The sequence below is a fragment of the Pseudomonas fluorescens genome (assembly GCF_001648775.1).
In the GTDB taxonomy this organism is placed as follows: Bacteria; Pseudomonadota; Gammaproteobacteria; order Pseudomonadales; family Pseudomonadaceae; genus Aquipseudomonas; species Aquipseudomonas fluorescens_M.
In genome coordinates, this window is record NZ_LVEJ01000009.1 from 2,065 (window position 1) to 16,221 (window position 14,157).

At 57.9% G+C, this 14,157-nt stretch carries 10 protein-coding genes and 2 rRNA genes; 8 read left to right on the forward strand and 4 right to left on the reverse strand.

The genetic code is table 11. The features are described 5' to 3' along the window. Positions 1–65 precede the first annotated feature (65 nt). The 3 genes from A8O26_RS09825 to mrdA all read left to right on the forward strand — a co-directional run bounded on the left by A8O26_RS09825 (position 66) and on the right by mrdA (position 5,359). Positions 66–2,959: ribosomal RNA gene (locus tag A8O26_RS09825) — 23S ribosomal RNA — on the forward strand. Positions 2,960–3,127: 168 nt separating this feature from the next. Next, positions 3,128–3,243: ribosomal RNA gene (rrf, locus tag A8O26_RS09830) — 5S ribosomal RNA — on the forward strand. A gap of 223 nt (positions 3,244–3,466) precedes the next feature. Continuing rightward, on the forward strand, positions 3,467–5,359 hold the full coding sequence (gene mrdA / locus A8O26_RS09835; protein WP_064117818.1) for a penicillin-binding protein 2: 1,893 nt from the start codon (positions 3,467–3,469) through the stop codon (positions 5,357–5,359). 59 nt (positions 5,360–5,418) lie between these two features. Here the strand turns inward: mrdA and A8O26_RS09840 are convergent, their stop codons facing one another. From A8O26_RS09840 to A8O26_RS09855, 4 genes are all read right to left on the reverse strand, one after another. Then, positions 5,419–6,090 (reverse strand): hypothetical protein, encoded by a 672-nt coding sequence (locus A8O26_RS09840; protein ID WP_064117819.1) that lies wholly within the window; start codon positions 6,088–6,090, stop codon positions 5,419–5,421. A gap of 84 nt (positions 6,091–6,174) precedes the next feature. Beyond that, a complete protein-coding gene (locus A8O26_RS09845) occupies positions 6,175–6,381 on the reverse strand; it encodes a helix-turn-helix domain-containing protein (RefSeq protein WP_007910409.1) in 207 nt (68 codons plus the stop codon). A gap of 9 nt (positions 6,382–6,390) precedes the next feature. Then, the gene (locus A8O26_RS09850) at positions 6,391–6,993 is read right to left on the reverse strand and encodes a hypothetical protein (RefSeq protein ID WP_064117820.1); all 603 of its coding nucleotides are present in this window, start codon (positions 6,991–6,993) and stop codon (positions 6,391–6,393) included. A gap of 236 nt (positions 6,994–7,229) precedes the next feature. Beyond that, positions 7,230–7,868, reverse strand: coding sequence for an NAD(P)H-dependent oxidoreductase (locus A8O26_RS09855; protein WP_064117821.1), 639 nt, complete (start codon positions 7,866–7,868; stop codon positions 7,230–7,232). Positions 7,869–7,982: 114 nt separating this feature from the next. Here A8O26_RS09855 and A8O26_RS09860 point away from each other — a divergent pair, with 114 nt between their 5' ends. The 5 genes from A8O26_RS09860 to qhpG all read left to right on the forward strand — a co-directional run bounded on the left by A8O26_RS09860 (position 7,983) and on the right by qhpG (position 14,136). After that, entirely contained in the window at positions 7,983–8,423 is a 441-nt protein-coding gene (locus A8O26_RS09860) for a MerR family transcriptional regulator (RefSeq protein WP_064117822.1), read from the forward strand. Between the two features lie 125 nt (positions 8,424–8,548). Further along, positions 8,549–10,453, forward strand: a complete 1,905-nt coding sequence (locus tag A8O26_RS09865) for a sigma-54-dependent Fis family transcriptional regulator (protein WP_064117823.1) — start codon at positions 8,549–8,551, stop codon at positions 10,451–10,453. Further along, positions 10,453–12,171, forward strand: coding sequence for an ABC transporter ATP-binding protein (locus A8O26_RS09870; protein WP_064117824.1), 1,719 nt, complete (start codon positions 10,453–10,455; stop codon positions 12,169–12,171). Before A8O26_RS09865 ends, A8O26_RS09870 begins: the two co-directional genes overlap by 1 nt. Beyond that, on the forward strand, positions 12,161–12,838 hold the full coding sequence (gene qhpE / locus A8O26_RS09875) for a subtilisin-like serine protease QhpE (protein ID WP_064117825.1): 678 nt from the start codon (positions 12,161–12,163) through the stop codon (positions 12,836–12,838). Before A8O26_RS09870 ends, qhpE begins: the two co-directional genes overlap by 11 nt. Next, positions 12,835–14,136, forward strand: coding sequence for a flavin-dependent monooxygenase QhpG (gene qhpG, locus A8O26_RS09880; protein WP_064117826.1), 1,302 nt, complete (start codon positions 12,835–12,837; stop codon positions 14,134–14,136). The genes qhpE and qhpG overlap by 4 nt, the downstream gene beginning before the upstream one ends. Positions 14,137–14,157: the final 21 nt, after the last annotated feature.

Below are 14,157 nucleotides of genomic sequence, written 5' to 3' on the forward strand. Positions count from 1 at the left end.
TTGAGAAATTCGAATTTTCGGCGAATGTCGTCTTCACAGTATAACCAGATTGCTTGGGGTTATATGGTCAAGTGAAGAAGCGCATACGGTGGATGCCTTGGCAGTCAGAGGCGATGAAAGACGTGGTAGCCTGCGAAAAGCTTCGGGGAGTCGGCAAACAGACTTTGATCCGGAGATGTCTGAATGGGGGAACCCAGCCATCATAAGATGGTTATCTTGTACTGAATACATAGGTGCAAGAGGCGAACCAGGGGAACTGAAACATCTAAGTACCCTGAGGAAAAGAAATCAACCGAGATTCCCTTAGTAGTGGCGAGCGAACGGGGACTAGCCCTTAAGTGGCTTTGAGATTAGCGGAACGCTCTGGAAAGTGCGGCCATAGTGGGTGATAGCCCTGTACGCGAAAATCTCTTAGTCATGAAATCGAGTAGGACGGAGCACGAGAAACTTTGTCTGAATATGGGGGGACCATCCTCCAAGGCTAAATACTACTGACTGACCGATAGTGAACTAGTACCGTGAGGGAAAGGCGAAAAGAACCCCGGAGAGGGGAGTGAAATAGATCCTGAAACCGTATGCGTACAAGCAGTGGGAGCCCACTTTGTTGGGTGACTGCGTACCTTTTGTATAATGGGTCAGCGACTTATTTTCAGTGGCGAGCTTAACCGAATAGGGGAGGCGTAGCGAAAGCGAGTCTTAATAGGGCGTCTAGTCGCTGGGAATAGACCCGAAACCGGGCGATCTATCCATGGGCAGGTTGAAGGTTGGGTAACACTAACTGGAGGACCGAACCGACTACCGTTGAAAAGTTAGCGGATGACCTGTGGATCGGAGTGAAAGGCTAATCAAGCTCGGAGATAGCTGGTTCTCCTCGAAAGCTATTTAGGTAGCGCCTCATGTATCACTGTAGGGGGTAGAGCACTGTTTCGGCTAGGGGGTCATCCCGACTTACCAAACCGATGCAAACTCCGAATACCTACAAGTGCCGAGCATGGGAGACACACGGCGGGTGCTAACGTCCGTCGTGAAAAGGGAAACAACCCAGACCGTCAGCTAAGGTCCCAAAGTTATGGTTAAGTGGGAAACGATGTGGGAAGGCTTAGACAGCTAGGAGGTTGGCTTAGAAGCAGCCACCCTTTAAAGAAAGCGTAATAGCTCACTAGTCGAGTCGGCCTGCGCGGAAGATGTAACGGGGCTCAAACCATACACCGAAGCTACGGGTATCACCTTCGGGTGATGCGGTAGAGGAGCGTTCTGTAAGCCTGTGAAGGTGAGTTGAGAAGCTTGCTGGAGGTATCAGAAGTGCGAATGCTGACATGAGTAACGACAATGGGTGTGAAAAACACCCACGCCGAAAGACCAAGGTTTCCTGCGCAACGTTAATCGACGCAGGGTTAGTCGGTCCCTAAGGCGAGGCTGAAAAGCGTAGTCGATGGAAAACAGGTTAATATTCCTGTACTTCTGGTTATTGCGATGGAGGGACGGAGAAGGCTAGGCCAGCTTGGCGTTGGTTGTCCAAGTTTAAGGTGGTAGGCTGAGATCTTAGGTAAATCCGGGATCTTAAGGCCGAGAGCTGATGACGAGTTACCCTTTGGGTGACGAAGTGGTTGATGCCATGCTTCCAAGAAAAGCTTCTAAGCTTCAGGTAACCAGGAACCGTACCCCAAACCGACACAGGTGGTTGGGTAGAGAATACCAAGGCGCTTGAGAGAACTCGGGTGAAGGAACTAGGCAAAATGGCACCGTAACTTCGGGAGAAGGTGCGCCGGTGAGGGTGAAGGACTTGCTCCGTAAGCTCATGCCGGTCGAAGATACCAGGCCGCTGCGACTGTTTATTAAAAACACAGCACTCTGCAAACACGAAAGTGGACGTATAGGGTGTGACGCCTGCCCGGTGCCGGAAGGTTAATTGATGGGGTTAGCTAACGCGAAGCTCTTGATCGAAGCCCCGGTAAACGGCGGCCGTAACTATAACGGTCCTAAGGTAGCGAAATTCCTTGTCGGGTAAGTTCCGACCTGCACGAATGGCGTAACGATGGCGGCGCTGTCTCCACCCGAGACTCAGTGAAATTGAAATCGCTGTGAAGATGCAGTGTATCCGCGGCTAGACGGAAAGACCCCGTGAACCTTTACTATAGCTTTGCACTGGACTTTGAATTTGCTTGTGTAGGATAGGTGGGAGGCTTTGAAGCGTGGACGCCAGTTCGCGTGGAGCCATCCTTGAAATACCACCCTGGCAACTTTGAGGTTCTAACTCAGGTCCGTTATCCGGATCGAGGACAGTGTATGGTGGGTAGTTTGACTGGGGCGGTCTCCTCCTAAAGAGTAACGGAGGAGTACGAAGGTGCGCTCAGACCGGTCGGAAATCGGTCGTAGAGTATAAAGGCAAAAGCGCGCTTGACTGCGAGACAGACACGTCGAGCAGGTACGAAAGTAGGTCTTAGTGATCCGGTGGTTCTGTATGGAAGGGCCATCGCTCAACGGATAAAAGGTACTCCGGGGATAACAGGCTGATACCGCCCAAGAGTTCATATCGACGGCGGTGTTTGGCACCTCGATGTCGGCTCATCACATCCTGGGGCTGAAGCCGGTCCCAAGGGTATGGCTGTTCGCCATTTAAAGTGGTACGCGAGCTGGGTTTAGAACGTCGTGAGACAGTTCGGTCCCTATCTGCCGTGGACGTTTGAGATTTGAGAGGGGCTGCTCCTAGTACGAGAGGACCGGAGTGGACGAACCTCTGGTGTTCCGGTTGTCACGCCAGTGGCATTGCCGGGTAGCTATGTTCGGGAAAGATAACCGCTGAAAGCATCTAAGCGGGAAACTTGCCTCAAGATGAGATCTCACTGGAACCTTGAGTTCCCTGAAGGGCCGTCGAAGACTACGACGTTGATAGGTTGGGTGTGTAAGCGCTGTGAGGCGTTGAGCTAACCAATACTAATTGCCCGTGAGGCTTGACCATATAACACCCAAGCAATTTGCTTGCTTCGAGCTGAAAAGCGAAAGAGCACCAGATTGCGGTGTGTGAAGACGAAACGAACCGAAAGTTCGATGTTCACAAACACCGAAAGCTGTCACATACCCAATTTGCTGAAGCGAGGCCACAGGCCACGACTCAGTACCCGAATTTCTTGACGACCATAGAGCGTTGGAACCACCTGATCCCATCCCGAACTCAGCAGTGAAACGATGCATCGCCGATGGTAGTGTGGGGTTTCCCCATGTGAGAGTAGGTCATCGTCAAGATTAAATTCCGAAACCCCAATTGCGAAAGCAGTTGGGGTTTTGTTTTGCCCGCAGGAAAGTTTTTCAACGCTTTCGGGCCACCCCAACCGTCGCTCAAGCTGCCATTGGGGAAAAACCTTATGAAGTCGCCGGGCAGTTTTTGGTATGGTGCAGCTCGTTTTTTAACGGACTGATGTCATGCCCACGGATCGGCACTCATTTATGTCAAAGAGCTGCTGTAGAAATGCCTGAACCAATCCCGATCAAGGATCACGAAAAAGAGACGCGCCTGGTCAACAAACGATTGATTGCCTGCGCCTTGTTCGTCTTCGCTGTCAGCTGCGCGCTGGTCGTGCGTCTGTACATCCTGCAAGTGGTGGAGTTCGACTACCACTCGACCATTTCCGAAAACAACCGCGTTCACGTTTTGCCGATTCCGCCGACGCGCGGCCTGATCTATGACCGCAACGGCGTGTTATTGGCCGACAACCGTCCCAGTTTCAACCTGACCATCACGCGTGAGCGCGCTACTGACGTTAATCAGGAGCTGGACGAGGTCATCAATCTGCTGCATCTGCCCGGAGAAGACCGCACAGTCTTCGACAAGGCGATGAAGCAGTCCCGTCATCCGTTCACCCCCGTTACGCTGTTCTACGAGCTGACGGAAGAGCAGATCGCCGTATTGGCAGTGAATGAGTTCCGCTTGCCGGGACTCGATGTCGAGCCACAGTTCGTCCGTCATTACCCGCTTGGCGCACACTTTGCCCATTCGATCGGTTATGTCGGTCGCATCAACGAAAAAGAATCCAAGTCCCTCGACTCGGTGGAATACCGTGGCACCCAGTCCATCGGCAAGACCGGCATCGAACGCTTCTATGAAGAGCAGTTGCACGGGCACGTTGGCTACGAGGAAGTCGAGACCAATGCGCAAGGCCGCGTGCTGCGAGTGCTGAAACACACGGATCCGGTACCAGGAAAAAACATCGTCTTGAGCCTCGACGTCAAACTGCAGGAAGCCGCCGAGGCCGCTCTGGGCGATCGCCGTGGTTCCGTCGTTGCGCTTGATCCGTCCACCGGCGAAGTGCTCGCCATGGTCAGTAACCCGAGTTTCGATCCCAACCTGTTTGTCACCGGCATCAGCTCCAAGGAGTATTCGGCGCTGCGTGATTCCATCGACCGGCCGCTGTTCAACCGCGTTCTGCGCGGCTTGTACGCACCGGGTTCGACGATCAAGCCAGAAGTGGCGATCGCCGGCCTCGACGCAGGTGTGGTGACGCCGCAGACGCGCGTGTTCGATCCGGGCTACTACCAACTGCCGGACTTCGATCACAAATACCGTAACTGGAACCACAGCGGCGACGGCTGGGTGGACATGGACGCGGCGATTATGCGTTCCAACGACACCTACTTCTACGACCTGGCGCACAAGCTCGGCATCGATCGCCTGCATGACTACATGGCGATGTTCGGCCTCGGCGAGAAAGTCTCGCTGGACATGTTCGAAGAGTCTCCCGGCCTGATGCCATCGCAAGCCTGGAAGCGCGCCACGCGCCGCCAGGCCTGGTTCCCCGGCGAAACCGTGATCCTCGGCATCGGCCAGGGTTACATGCAGGTCACGCCGCTGCAACTGGCCCAGGCCACTGCGCTGATCGCCAACAAAGGCGTGTGGAATCGTCCGCACCTGGCCAAGACCGTCGATGGCGTAGCGCCGGTCGACGAGCATCCGATGCCGAACATTCTGCTGAAGAATCCGCGCGATTGGGATCAGGTCAACCATGGCATGCAGATGGTGATGCACGATGCCCGGGGTATCGCTCGCGCGGCAGCGGCGGGTGCGCAATACCGTATCGCCGGCAAAAGTGGTACGGCGCAGGTGGTGGCGATCAAGCAGGGCGAACGCTATAACCGCGAGAAGACCCTCGAGCGCCACCGTGATAACGCGTTGTTCGTTGGTTTCGCGCCGGCAGAGCATCCGAAAATCGCGATTTCGGTGATGATCGAAAACGGTGAGGCGGGTGGTCGTGTCGCAGGACCCGTGGTGCGGCAGATCATGGACGCCTGGCTACTCGATCAGGATGGCCATCTCAAGCCGCAATATGCGGCGCCAACCAAACCGCCGGGTGATCCGCACGTTTAACGTGAGATAGCGTCACAGCGCAGGCTCACTTATGCGCAGCCTGTGCTGTGAAGCAGACCTCAACTGCAGCGATAACCTTCAGGCATCGTCACGGTGTAATTACGCTGCACGCGGTCCTCGAAGTTCAAGTTCTGCAAACCTTGCTCGACCAGAAAGTCTTCGACCTTGGCTGATTGGCAGTCATCGTTATAGGACGACGCTCGAAGCAAGTAGACCGAGCGCCTGCTGAGTTCATCCCGCGCAGTGATGTTGAAAGTACTCAGCGTGGTGTAACCGGTGCGTTCCGAGGTGCCTATCGGGCCATACGTCGTGTTGGGTGTACTCGTGCAGGTCAGTCGGTCGTCTTTTTTCTTGCTGTTCTTGCACACGGTAGAGGTGCTGGTCGGCACTTGCCCATACTCGGTGGCGGTATAACGATAAGTCACCTGTCGACTGCCAACGTCGAGGCTGACAGTCATTTTTATCGGCGCATGGTTCTTCGGCAGACTGGCGTCGGTAAAAACCTCCTTGAAGCCTCTGTCTTTCAGCGCGTTAACCATGTCGCGAAGATAGTAGCGGGCATTCAGTGCGTTCTCGTCACTGCCGCTTGCCGACGTCACCAGCACAGTCGCCTGTCGGTCAAAGTGGTAGTCGGGATCAGGCGTGGCATTTAGCGCTACGTCCAATTGTGTGGCGCAGCCACTGATCAACGCTGTCAGCGATAACAGCGCGCAGAATAAAAACCGGGTCATGACAAAGCCGCCTTACAACTAAGGATTGAATAAGAGTTAAACGGTGGGGACGGGCGACAATTAACGTGCGCGCCTGCGCAAGTCTCAGTCTTTCTGGTATTCCAGAAGATCGCCGGGCTGGCAATCGAGTGCCGCGCAGAGCTTGTCGAGGGTGGCCATTTTCACGCCCTTGACCTTGCCATTTTTCAGTAATGACAGGTTGGCCTCGGTGATGCCCAGCAGGCTGGCTAACTCTTTCGAGCGAATTTTTTGTGTGGCCATGACAACGTCAAGGCGGACGATAATGGTCATTGTATTGTTCTATATATATTGACTTTGCTCATCGCTGAGTACTTTTGCATCGCGCATGATAATGGAAAATAAACAGAGCAATACGCCTTTGACAATCTCGTAGGCAGAAGCGGAAGACAGGCCGATCGAGAACTGAAAAATGCGCTCGCCGGGCGGCAGATCAATCGACAGTGTCAGACCCTGCAAGGTCTCTATCAGCGGGTAGGCCGCCGGAGAAATGATGCACAAAATCCCCACTCGCCACAGCACCTTGATGTTGCGCTCAGTCCAGGTTTCGCCGCGCGACAAGCGCAGGAAAAACAACCCTGTCAGCCAGAGTACGTAGGTCGAGAGCAGCACCGGCAGAAAATCCAGCACGACGAGCAGCGCAGTGACCAGAGGCGAGAGCCAGGTGTCGGGCGCCAGCAGTGCACCTTCGACAAACGGATCAAGCAATTGCGGCGAGTTTTCGGCGAAGGCGTAGAGCAGGGCCGCGAGCATTTCATCCGTTTTGAAAAACCAGATCGAAGCGTTGCCACCGATCTCGGTAACAGCCAGAACCCAGACGAGAACCGCGGCCAGCAATCCGACCCAATGCATGCGCTGCGCCAATCCGTTGCTACGAGTACTCATGAAAAATCCTTGCGGTGTCATTGGGAATGACTAATTCTCGATGTAAAATTATCGAATTGCAATAATAAATTGAATTTTACGCATGCAGAAGAAATTCAGCATCAGAACGCTGGAGGGATTTTTCAGTATTGATCGGCTCTCGGATTCATTGCGAATCGAGGCAGTGAAGCGGGCGACTGTGATTAGCAAATCTCAACATGCCCCAGGCATGCGGCAGCCGCCCGCTCTTGTACGGCTTACTTGATCTCGGTAACGAAGTTTTCTCGCGAGCGGCGAACCTTCTTCAAGTTGACCAGCCAGTCGCCTTCCGCCGCCCGATGCCCGATAGGCAGTAGCACTACGCTGCGCAAGTTGCGCGCCGTGAGGCCGAGGATTTCGTCGATGGCTGCCGGGTCGAAACCTTCCATCGGCGTGGCATCGACTTCTTCGAATGCCGCGGCGATCAGAGCCGAACCCAGACCAATATAGGCCTGCCGCGCAGCCGCCTGATAATTGGCCTCTTTGCCACGTTCAGCGACAATGCCCAAGAGCATCTGACGATAGTTTTCCCAACCTTCGTTAACGCTCCCGCGCACTTCGTTCGTCAAGTCGAACATCATGTTGACCCGCTCCGGCGTGATGTCGTCCCACGCAGCGAACACCAACAAATGGGAGCAGTCGGTGACCTGAGCCTGGTTCCAGCTGACGGCTTTGATCTTTTCCCGAATCTCGTCATTGGTCACGACGAGCAGTTCAAAAGGTTGCAGGCCACTTGATGTCGCTGTTAACCGAACCGCTTCCAGAATGCGTTCAATTTTTTCCTCGGGCACGGTCTTGGAAGGATCGTACTTTTTCGTCGCGTAACGCCATTTCAGCAGTTCTGTCAGTGTGCTCATCAGCAAATTCCGTAAAGGTGAAAGATGATCAGGTGGCTCAATAACGACTGGCTGTCGTGCTGAGCCTGGGCTTATCCTAACGATTAAAGCCAACTTGAAGGTCAAGCACTTTTTATGAAGATCGGTGAGGTTTCCAAGCGCACGGGTGTTGCCGCTTCGGCCATACGCTATTACGAGGAGCAAGGCTTGCTGGAGCCTTCGACCCGTGACGCCAACGGATATCGGCACTATGCCGAGGCGGCGGTCGCGCGATTGATACTGGTGCGTGACGCCCAACGGCTGGGATTTTCCCTCGATACCATCCGCGGTCTGTTCTTGCGCGATGGCAGTTGTTCGAAATCGCTGACCATCGCGCAAATCGATATCCGCATGGACGAGATTCAACAGATCGAGGCCAACCTGGCGGTGCAACGTGAGGGCTTGCTGAGACTACGGGATGTGCTGGAAGAAAGTTTGCGCAGCGGTGTTCCTCCGGTCTGTGCCAGTGCGCCCAGGGCAGAGTCGTATCGAACTGAGCACAACATGCTCCCGCGTAACGCCTTGCAGGGGCGCTGATCCGCGCCACCTGCCGCAACCCCAATCGCCCTACGGTGCTTGCCATCGCCCTGACGTTAACGTAAAGATTGCCGGCAGGGCGCTGAAATAAAACAAGCGCAAAGCGGACCGCTATGGAGCGCTTGATGACTCTGATAAAAACAACCAATCCCAAGTCTCACCACGAAGCCCGGCTCGCCCGGGAAAAGCTTCATCTGGAAGGCCAGGTACCTGACGGCGTGCTGCGCGCGGAGATCGATGCATCGTGGCGACGCAGCCTCAGCCACGGCGTGCATTTCAACGGCAAACATGAACTGAGCCTGGAATCGAGCGCCAGCCTTGATGTGCTGCTGGCAAGCAATCGCCTGCTGATTGACGCAGCGATGCCGGCCATCGACTACCTCGCCGAACGCCAAGGCAAGGAAGGTCTGATTCTCCTCGCCAACTCCGACGCGACCATCCTCGCCGTCGAAGGGCGCGCCGACCGGCTCAAGGGCAGCGGCCTGCAAGACATCACCCTCGGCGCCTGCTGGAGTGAAGCGGCACGCGGCACCAATGCCCTCGGCACCGCACTGGTCGAGGCGCGGCCGACGTTGATCGATTGCGGCGAACATTACCTTGATCGGCTCACTGATTTTTCCTGCACCTCGGTGCCTATTCATTGCCCGCAGGGTGAGATTCTTGGTGTTCTCGACCTGACCCGCGAAGGTCCGCTCGGGCGTGTGCACGACAGCACCGCGCTGCTGAGCATGGCGGTCAGCCAGATCGAAAGCCGGGTGTTCAACAACAGCTTCCCCGATCAGATCGTCCTGGCTTTTCACAGTCGTCGGCAGTATCTGGAATCGCCGTGGCAAGGCCTGTTGGCCGTCAGTCTCGGCGGGCAGATTCTCGCCGTCAGCGCACAGGCCTGTCAGTTGCTACGGGCCGAACGTGCGGCGCTGGTCGGACGCCGTTGTGAAGAGTTTCTCGGTGTCGATGGCGTGCAACTGCTCACGCGTCTGCAGCAGGGTGGTGTTGGCAGTCTGCAAACCGCCAAGGGTGAGTTTTTCTACAAAACCCTGCGCGCGCCGGCACGCTCGGTCAACGTGGGCGGGCCGCCGCGCAGTGTGGCGAAAACCACTAAACCACAACCCGGTCTGGAAGCTCTCGCTGGCAGCAATGCCCGCTACGCCCGCGCGCTGCGCATGGCGCGCCAAGGCCTGGCCAATGAGTTGCCGGTGTTGCTCCTCGGGGAAACCGGCACCGGTAAAGAAGTCATCGCCCGTGCCTTGCACATGGCCGGCAGTCGCTGCGACAAACCGTTTGTGGCAGTGAATTGCGCGGCGATTCCCGAAGGCCTGATCGAGTCGGAACTGTTCGGCTACCGCGAAGGCGCATTCACCGGCTCACGGCGCGGCGGCATGATCGGCCGCTTGCAACAGGCCCACGGCGGCACGTTGTTTCTTGATGAAATCGGTGACATGCCACTGGCGTTGCAAGCGCGGCTGTTGCGGGTTTTGCAGGACCGCAAAGTCGCGCCGCTCGGTGCCGGCGAGGAACAGGACATCGACGTCGCGCTGATCTGCGCCACCCACCGCGATCTGAAAATCCTGGTTGCCGACAAACAGTTCCGCGAAGACCTGTTCTACCGCGTCAACGGCATCAGCGTGATGCTCCCGGCCCTGCGCGAGCGCGATGATTTCGCCGCTCTGGTCACCAGGCTGTTAAGCAAACTCGATGCGCCGAATGTGCGGCTGCACGATGAGCTCAATCGTCTGCTCGGCGCCTATCACTGGCCTGGCAACATTCGCCAATTGGAGATGGTCCTGCGCACTGCGCTGGCCATGCGTGAGCCGGGTGAAACCGTGCTGACCCTCGATCATCTGCCCGACAGCATGCTCGACGAACTCACTCCCACTGAGAAGCCGGCGGCCGGCAGCATTCGTGAAAACGAACTGGAGATGATCCGTCAGTCGCTCGACAGCCATCAGGGCAACGTCTCGGCCGCTGCCGACGCCTTGGGGATCAGCCGGGCGACCCTGTATCGCAAACTCAAGCAGTTGCGCTCGTGATGCAGCGTTTTATTGTTCGGCTGATCGACAGCCGTGACCCCGCCGCGCTGCAAGCGGCGTTGCGCTGGCTGTACGGTTTCGTCCGCCCGCAACGTTTGGCGATTGCCGGTTTGCTCGGGTTATCGGTGTGCGCCTCTTTGCTGGTACTGGTGCAGCCGTGGCTGGTGAAGCTGCTGATCGACGATGGTCTGCTGGCGCGCAATTTCCCGATGCTGGTGACGATTGCAGTGCTGATGATCATCGCCGGTTTGCTCGGCACGGCGTTGTCGGGGATCAACCGTTATCTGCACACGCGGTTGTCCGGGCGAATTCTGTTTGCCTTGCGCGATGATCTCTATCGGCATCTGCAAACCCTGTCGCCGAGCTTCTACGCACAGCGACGCATCGGTGATCTGATGTCGCGGCTCGACGGTGATGTTGCGGAGATTCAGCGCTTTGCCGTCGACTCATTGTTTTCTGCGGTGTCGAGCGTGATTGGTTTGGTCGTGGCGATCGCGATGTTGTTCACGCTGTCATGGAAGTTGTCTTTATTGGCGCTGGTGTTGATTCCGCTCGATGTGCTGTGGCTGCGCTGGATGCGGCGCAAGGTCGAGCGCGATGTGCGGCAGTTGCGCGAGCGTTCGGCGGACATGTCGTCGTTTATGGTCGAGACCTTGCCGGTGATGAAATTCATCCAGTCGGCGGGGCAGCAACAGCGTGAAGCGCGGCGCCTGGAGAACCTCGGGCAGGGCTACATGAGCCAGTTGCTGCGCCTGCAAGTCACCGAGTTCTTCACCCAGGCGGTGCCGGGTACGTTGACCTCGCTGTCCCGTGCCTGCGCGTTCTTGATCGGTGGTTATTGGGTGGTGCAGGGCACCTGGCAGCTCGGTGCGCTGATCGCGTTTTCCACCTATCTGGGCATGGCAGTCGGGCCGGTGCAGAGCTTGCTGGGGTTGTACGTGGCGATTCAGCGGATGACCGTCAGCCTCGGCCGGGTGATGGAATTGCGCGGCGAAGAGCCGACTGTGCGCTCGCCGCTCTCGCCACAACCGTTGCCGGCCTCGGGCGAGCTGCGTTTTGACAACGTGCACTTCAGTCATCCGGGGCGCCCGAGTACCTTGAGCGGTATCGAAGCGACGCTGCCCTATGGTCTGAAAGTCGCTCTCAGCGGCGGTTCCGGCGTCGGTAAATCTACCCTGATCGATCTGCTGCAACGGCATCACGACCCGCAGTCTGGCCGGGTGTTGCTCGGTGAAGTGGACCTGCGTGAACTGGACCTGTTTGAACTGCGTCGGCGTATCGCCGTGGTCAGTCAGGACATCGTGCTGTTTCGCGGCAGCCTCGCCGACAACCTCGCGTACGCGGTGCCCGACGCCAGTCGTGAGGCGATTGCCGAAGTGGCGCGCCTGGCGCAACTCGACAGCCTGATCGCCTCCCTGCCCGAAGGCCTCGACAGCCCGTTGGGCGAGCGTGGTCAGCAGTTGTCCGGCGGGCAAAAGCAGCGCATCGCGATTGCCCGGGCGCTGTTGCAGGATCCGTTGATTCTGGTGCTCGACGAGGCGACCTCCGCAGTCGACGAAGCCACCGAGCGTGAAGTGATCGAAGCCATCGACCGTTTGTTTGCCGGACGCACGCGTATCCTCATCAGCCACCGACCGTCGACCCTCGCCGATGCCGATTTGCGCTTCGAATTGCTCGACGGCGTGCTGACTTCGAAAACGGTGCTGCATGAAGCCTGAGTTGCGTGTCGGTGTGGTCGACAGCGGGCATTCGGCGGCGCAGCGGGTGCAGGTGATTGTCGGGCAGCGGTTCTCGTTGCTGGAGGACGGCTTGGCGCAAAGTGATCTGCGTGACGATCCACTCGGTCACGGCAGCGCGGTGATTGAAGCGATCAGTCGGCGCGCGCCAGGGGCGCAGATTTGCCTGGCACAGGTGTTTGATCAGCGCGGGGTGACCAGTGCGTTGCAGATCGCCACGGCAATTGACTGGCTGGTGGCGCAGGACGTGCGGATGATCAATTTGAGCCTCGGTTTGCGCCAGGATCGCAGCCTGTTGCGCGATGCCTGTGCGGCCGCGGTGGCGCGTGGCGTGTTGCTCTGCGCGTCGAGCCCGGCACAGGGGGCGCCGGTGTTTCCGGCGAGTTACCCGCAGGTGTTGCGCGTGACCGGGGATGCGCGTTGCACCGAGGAACAATGGTCGTGGCTCGACAGTGCGCAGGCGGATTTTGCCGCGTGTGTGCACGGCACCTATCCGGGGCAGTCCGGAGCCAGCCTGGGTTGCGCGGCGTTGAGCGGGCACGTTGCCGGGTTTTTGCTGGCGCATCCTCAGGCGAGCAATCTTCAAGTCATCGAATGGTTGCAACAGCACGCACGTTATCGCGGCCCTGAACGGCGCCTTGGGCCATGACGGCGATCGTGATTGTTGGCGCTGGCCCGGCGGGCGCGGCGGCCGCTCTGGGGCTGCGACGGCTGGGCTACCCGGTGACGCTGATCTGCGAATGGCGGCGCTTTGCGGCATTGGAAGGGGTGTCGCAACGGGTGCTGGAAGCCTTGCGCGGCGCGGGGCTGCAGCAAGCGTTGGCCGATGCGCTGCTGCCGTCCCAGCGGCAGGTGAACTGGAACGGCCAGCAGCACGCGCAGAACATCGAATTTCTTTTGGATCGCCCGAGTTTTGATCGCGGCTTGCGTGACGCTTTACGCGAGGCAGGGGTCGAGCTGATCGAGGCGCGGGTGCTGAGTGTGCAGTCCTCGGCAAACGGACATCGAATCGATCTGGATGGCGGGGCGACAGTGCTTGCGGATTTTCTCGTCGAGGCGCGCGGACGTCAGGCCCCGGCACTCGGCAAAGGCCTGCGCGGGCCGGAAACGGTCAGTCTGCTCAATCGCTGGCAAGGTACGCCAGGCACCACTGCCAGCGCGGTGGAGAGTCTTGACGATGGCTGGGCGTGGATGGCGCGCCGGGCTGATGGCCAATGTTATTGGCAATGGACCGTGGACGTCGCCAGCGCGCAACTGCCCGGCAAGGCGCAGTTGCTGGAATACTGCCGGCAACGGCGCCAGGCCTCGGATTTTGCGCGAGCTTTTTTTGCCGATGGGCCCGAAATCGATCCGCAACTGCACGCGCGCAGCAGCACGGCGATTCTCGCTGCGCAAGTCTGTGCTGATAACTGGATTCGCGTCGGCGATGCAGCGATGGCGGTGGATCCGCTGTCGGGCAACGGCATCTTTCAGGCGCTGTCGTCGGCGATGCAGGCGCCGGTGGTGATCAACACGTTATTGCGCAAACCCGAGCGCGCGGCGCTGGCACAACGTTTTCATCAGCAGCGGCTGGAGCAGTTGTTTTTGCGCTTTGCGCGGATCGGTCGGGATTTTTATGCCGATGAGCAGCGCTGGGCTGATCAGCCATTCTGGCAGGCGCGGCAGAATTGGCCGGATGCGCAGGTGGCCCATGCGGCGGCGGATTTTGCGGCGTTGCGGATTGAACGGATGCCGGTGCTGCGCGATGGCTTTGTCGATGAGGCTGAGGTGGTGATTACCGCGGATCAGCCGTTGGGGATCTGGCATGTGCAGGGCATCGAGGTGGCGGATCTGGTTCGGCGATTGCGCACGGAATCGGCTGATCGGGTGTTGGCGGGGTTGAATGACGAGCAGGGGCGGCTGATCAGGGGATGGCTGTTGAGTCAGGGATATCGGCCCTCACCCTAACCCTCTCCCAGGGGGAGAGGT

Coding starts and splice junctions, on each gene's coding strand:
- mrdA (WP_064117818.1), top strand. CDS start 3,467: ATGCCTGAACCAATCCCGATCAAGGATCACGAAAAAGAGACGCGCCTG.
- A8O26_RS09840 (WP_064117819.1), bottom strand. CDS start 6,090: ATGACCCGGTTTTTATTCTGCGCGCTGTTATCGCTGACAGCGTTGATC.
- A8O26_RS09845 (WP_007910409.1), bottom strand. CDS start 6,381: ATGACCATTATCGTCCGCCTTGACGTTGTCATGGCCACACAAAAAATT.
- A8O26_RS09850 (WP_064117820.1), bottom strand. CDS start 6,993: ATGAGTACTCGTAGCAACGGATTGGCGCAGCGCATGCATTGGGTCGGA.
- A8O26_RS09855 (WP_064117821.1), bottom strand. CDS start 7,868: ATGAGCACACTGACAGAACTGCTGAAATGGCGTTACGCGACGAAAAAG.
- A8O26_RS09860 (WP_064117822.1), top strand. CDS start 7,983: ATGAAGATCGGTGAGGTTTCCAAGCGCACGGGTGTTGCCGCTTCGGCC.
- A8O26_RS09865 (WP_064117823.1), top strand. CDS start 8,549: ATGACTCTGATAAAAACAACCAATCCCAAGTCTCACCACGAAGCCCGG.
- A8O26_RS09870 (WP_064117824.1), top strand. CDS start 10,453: ATGCAGCGTTTTATTGTTCGGCTGATCGACAGCCGTGACCCCGCCGCG.
- qhpE (WP_064117825.1), top strand. CDS start 12,161: ATGAAGCCTGAGTTGCGTGTCGGTGTGGTCGACAGCGGGCATTCGGCG.
- qhpG (WP_064117826.1), top strand. CDS start 12,835: ATGACGGCGATCGTGATTGTTGGCGCTGGCCCGGCGGGCGCGGCGGCC.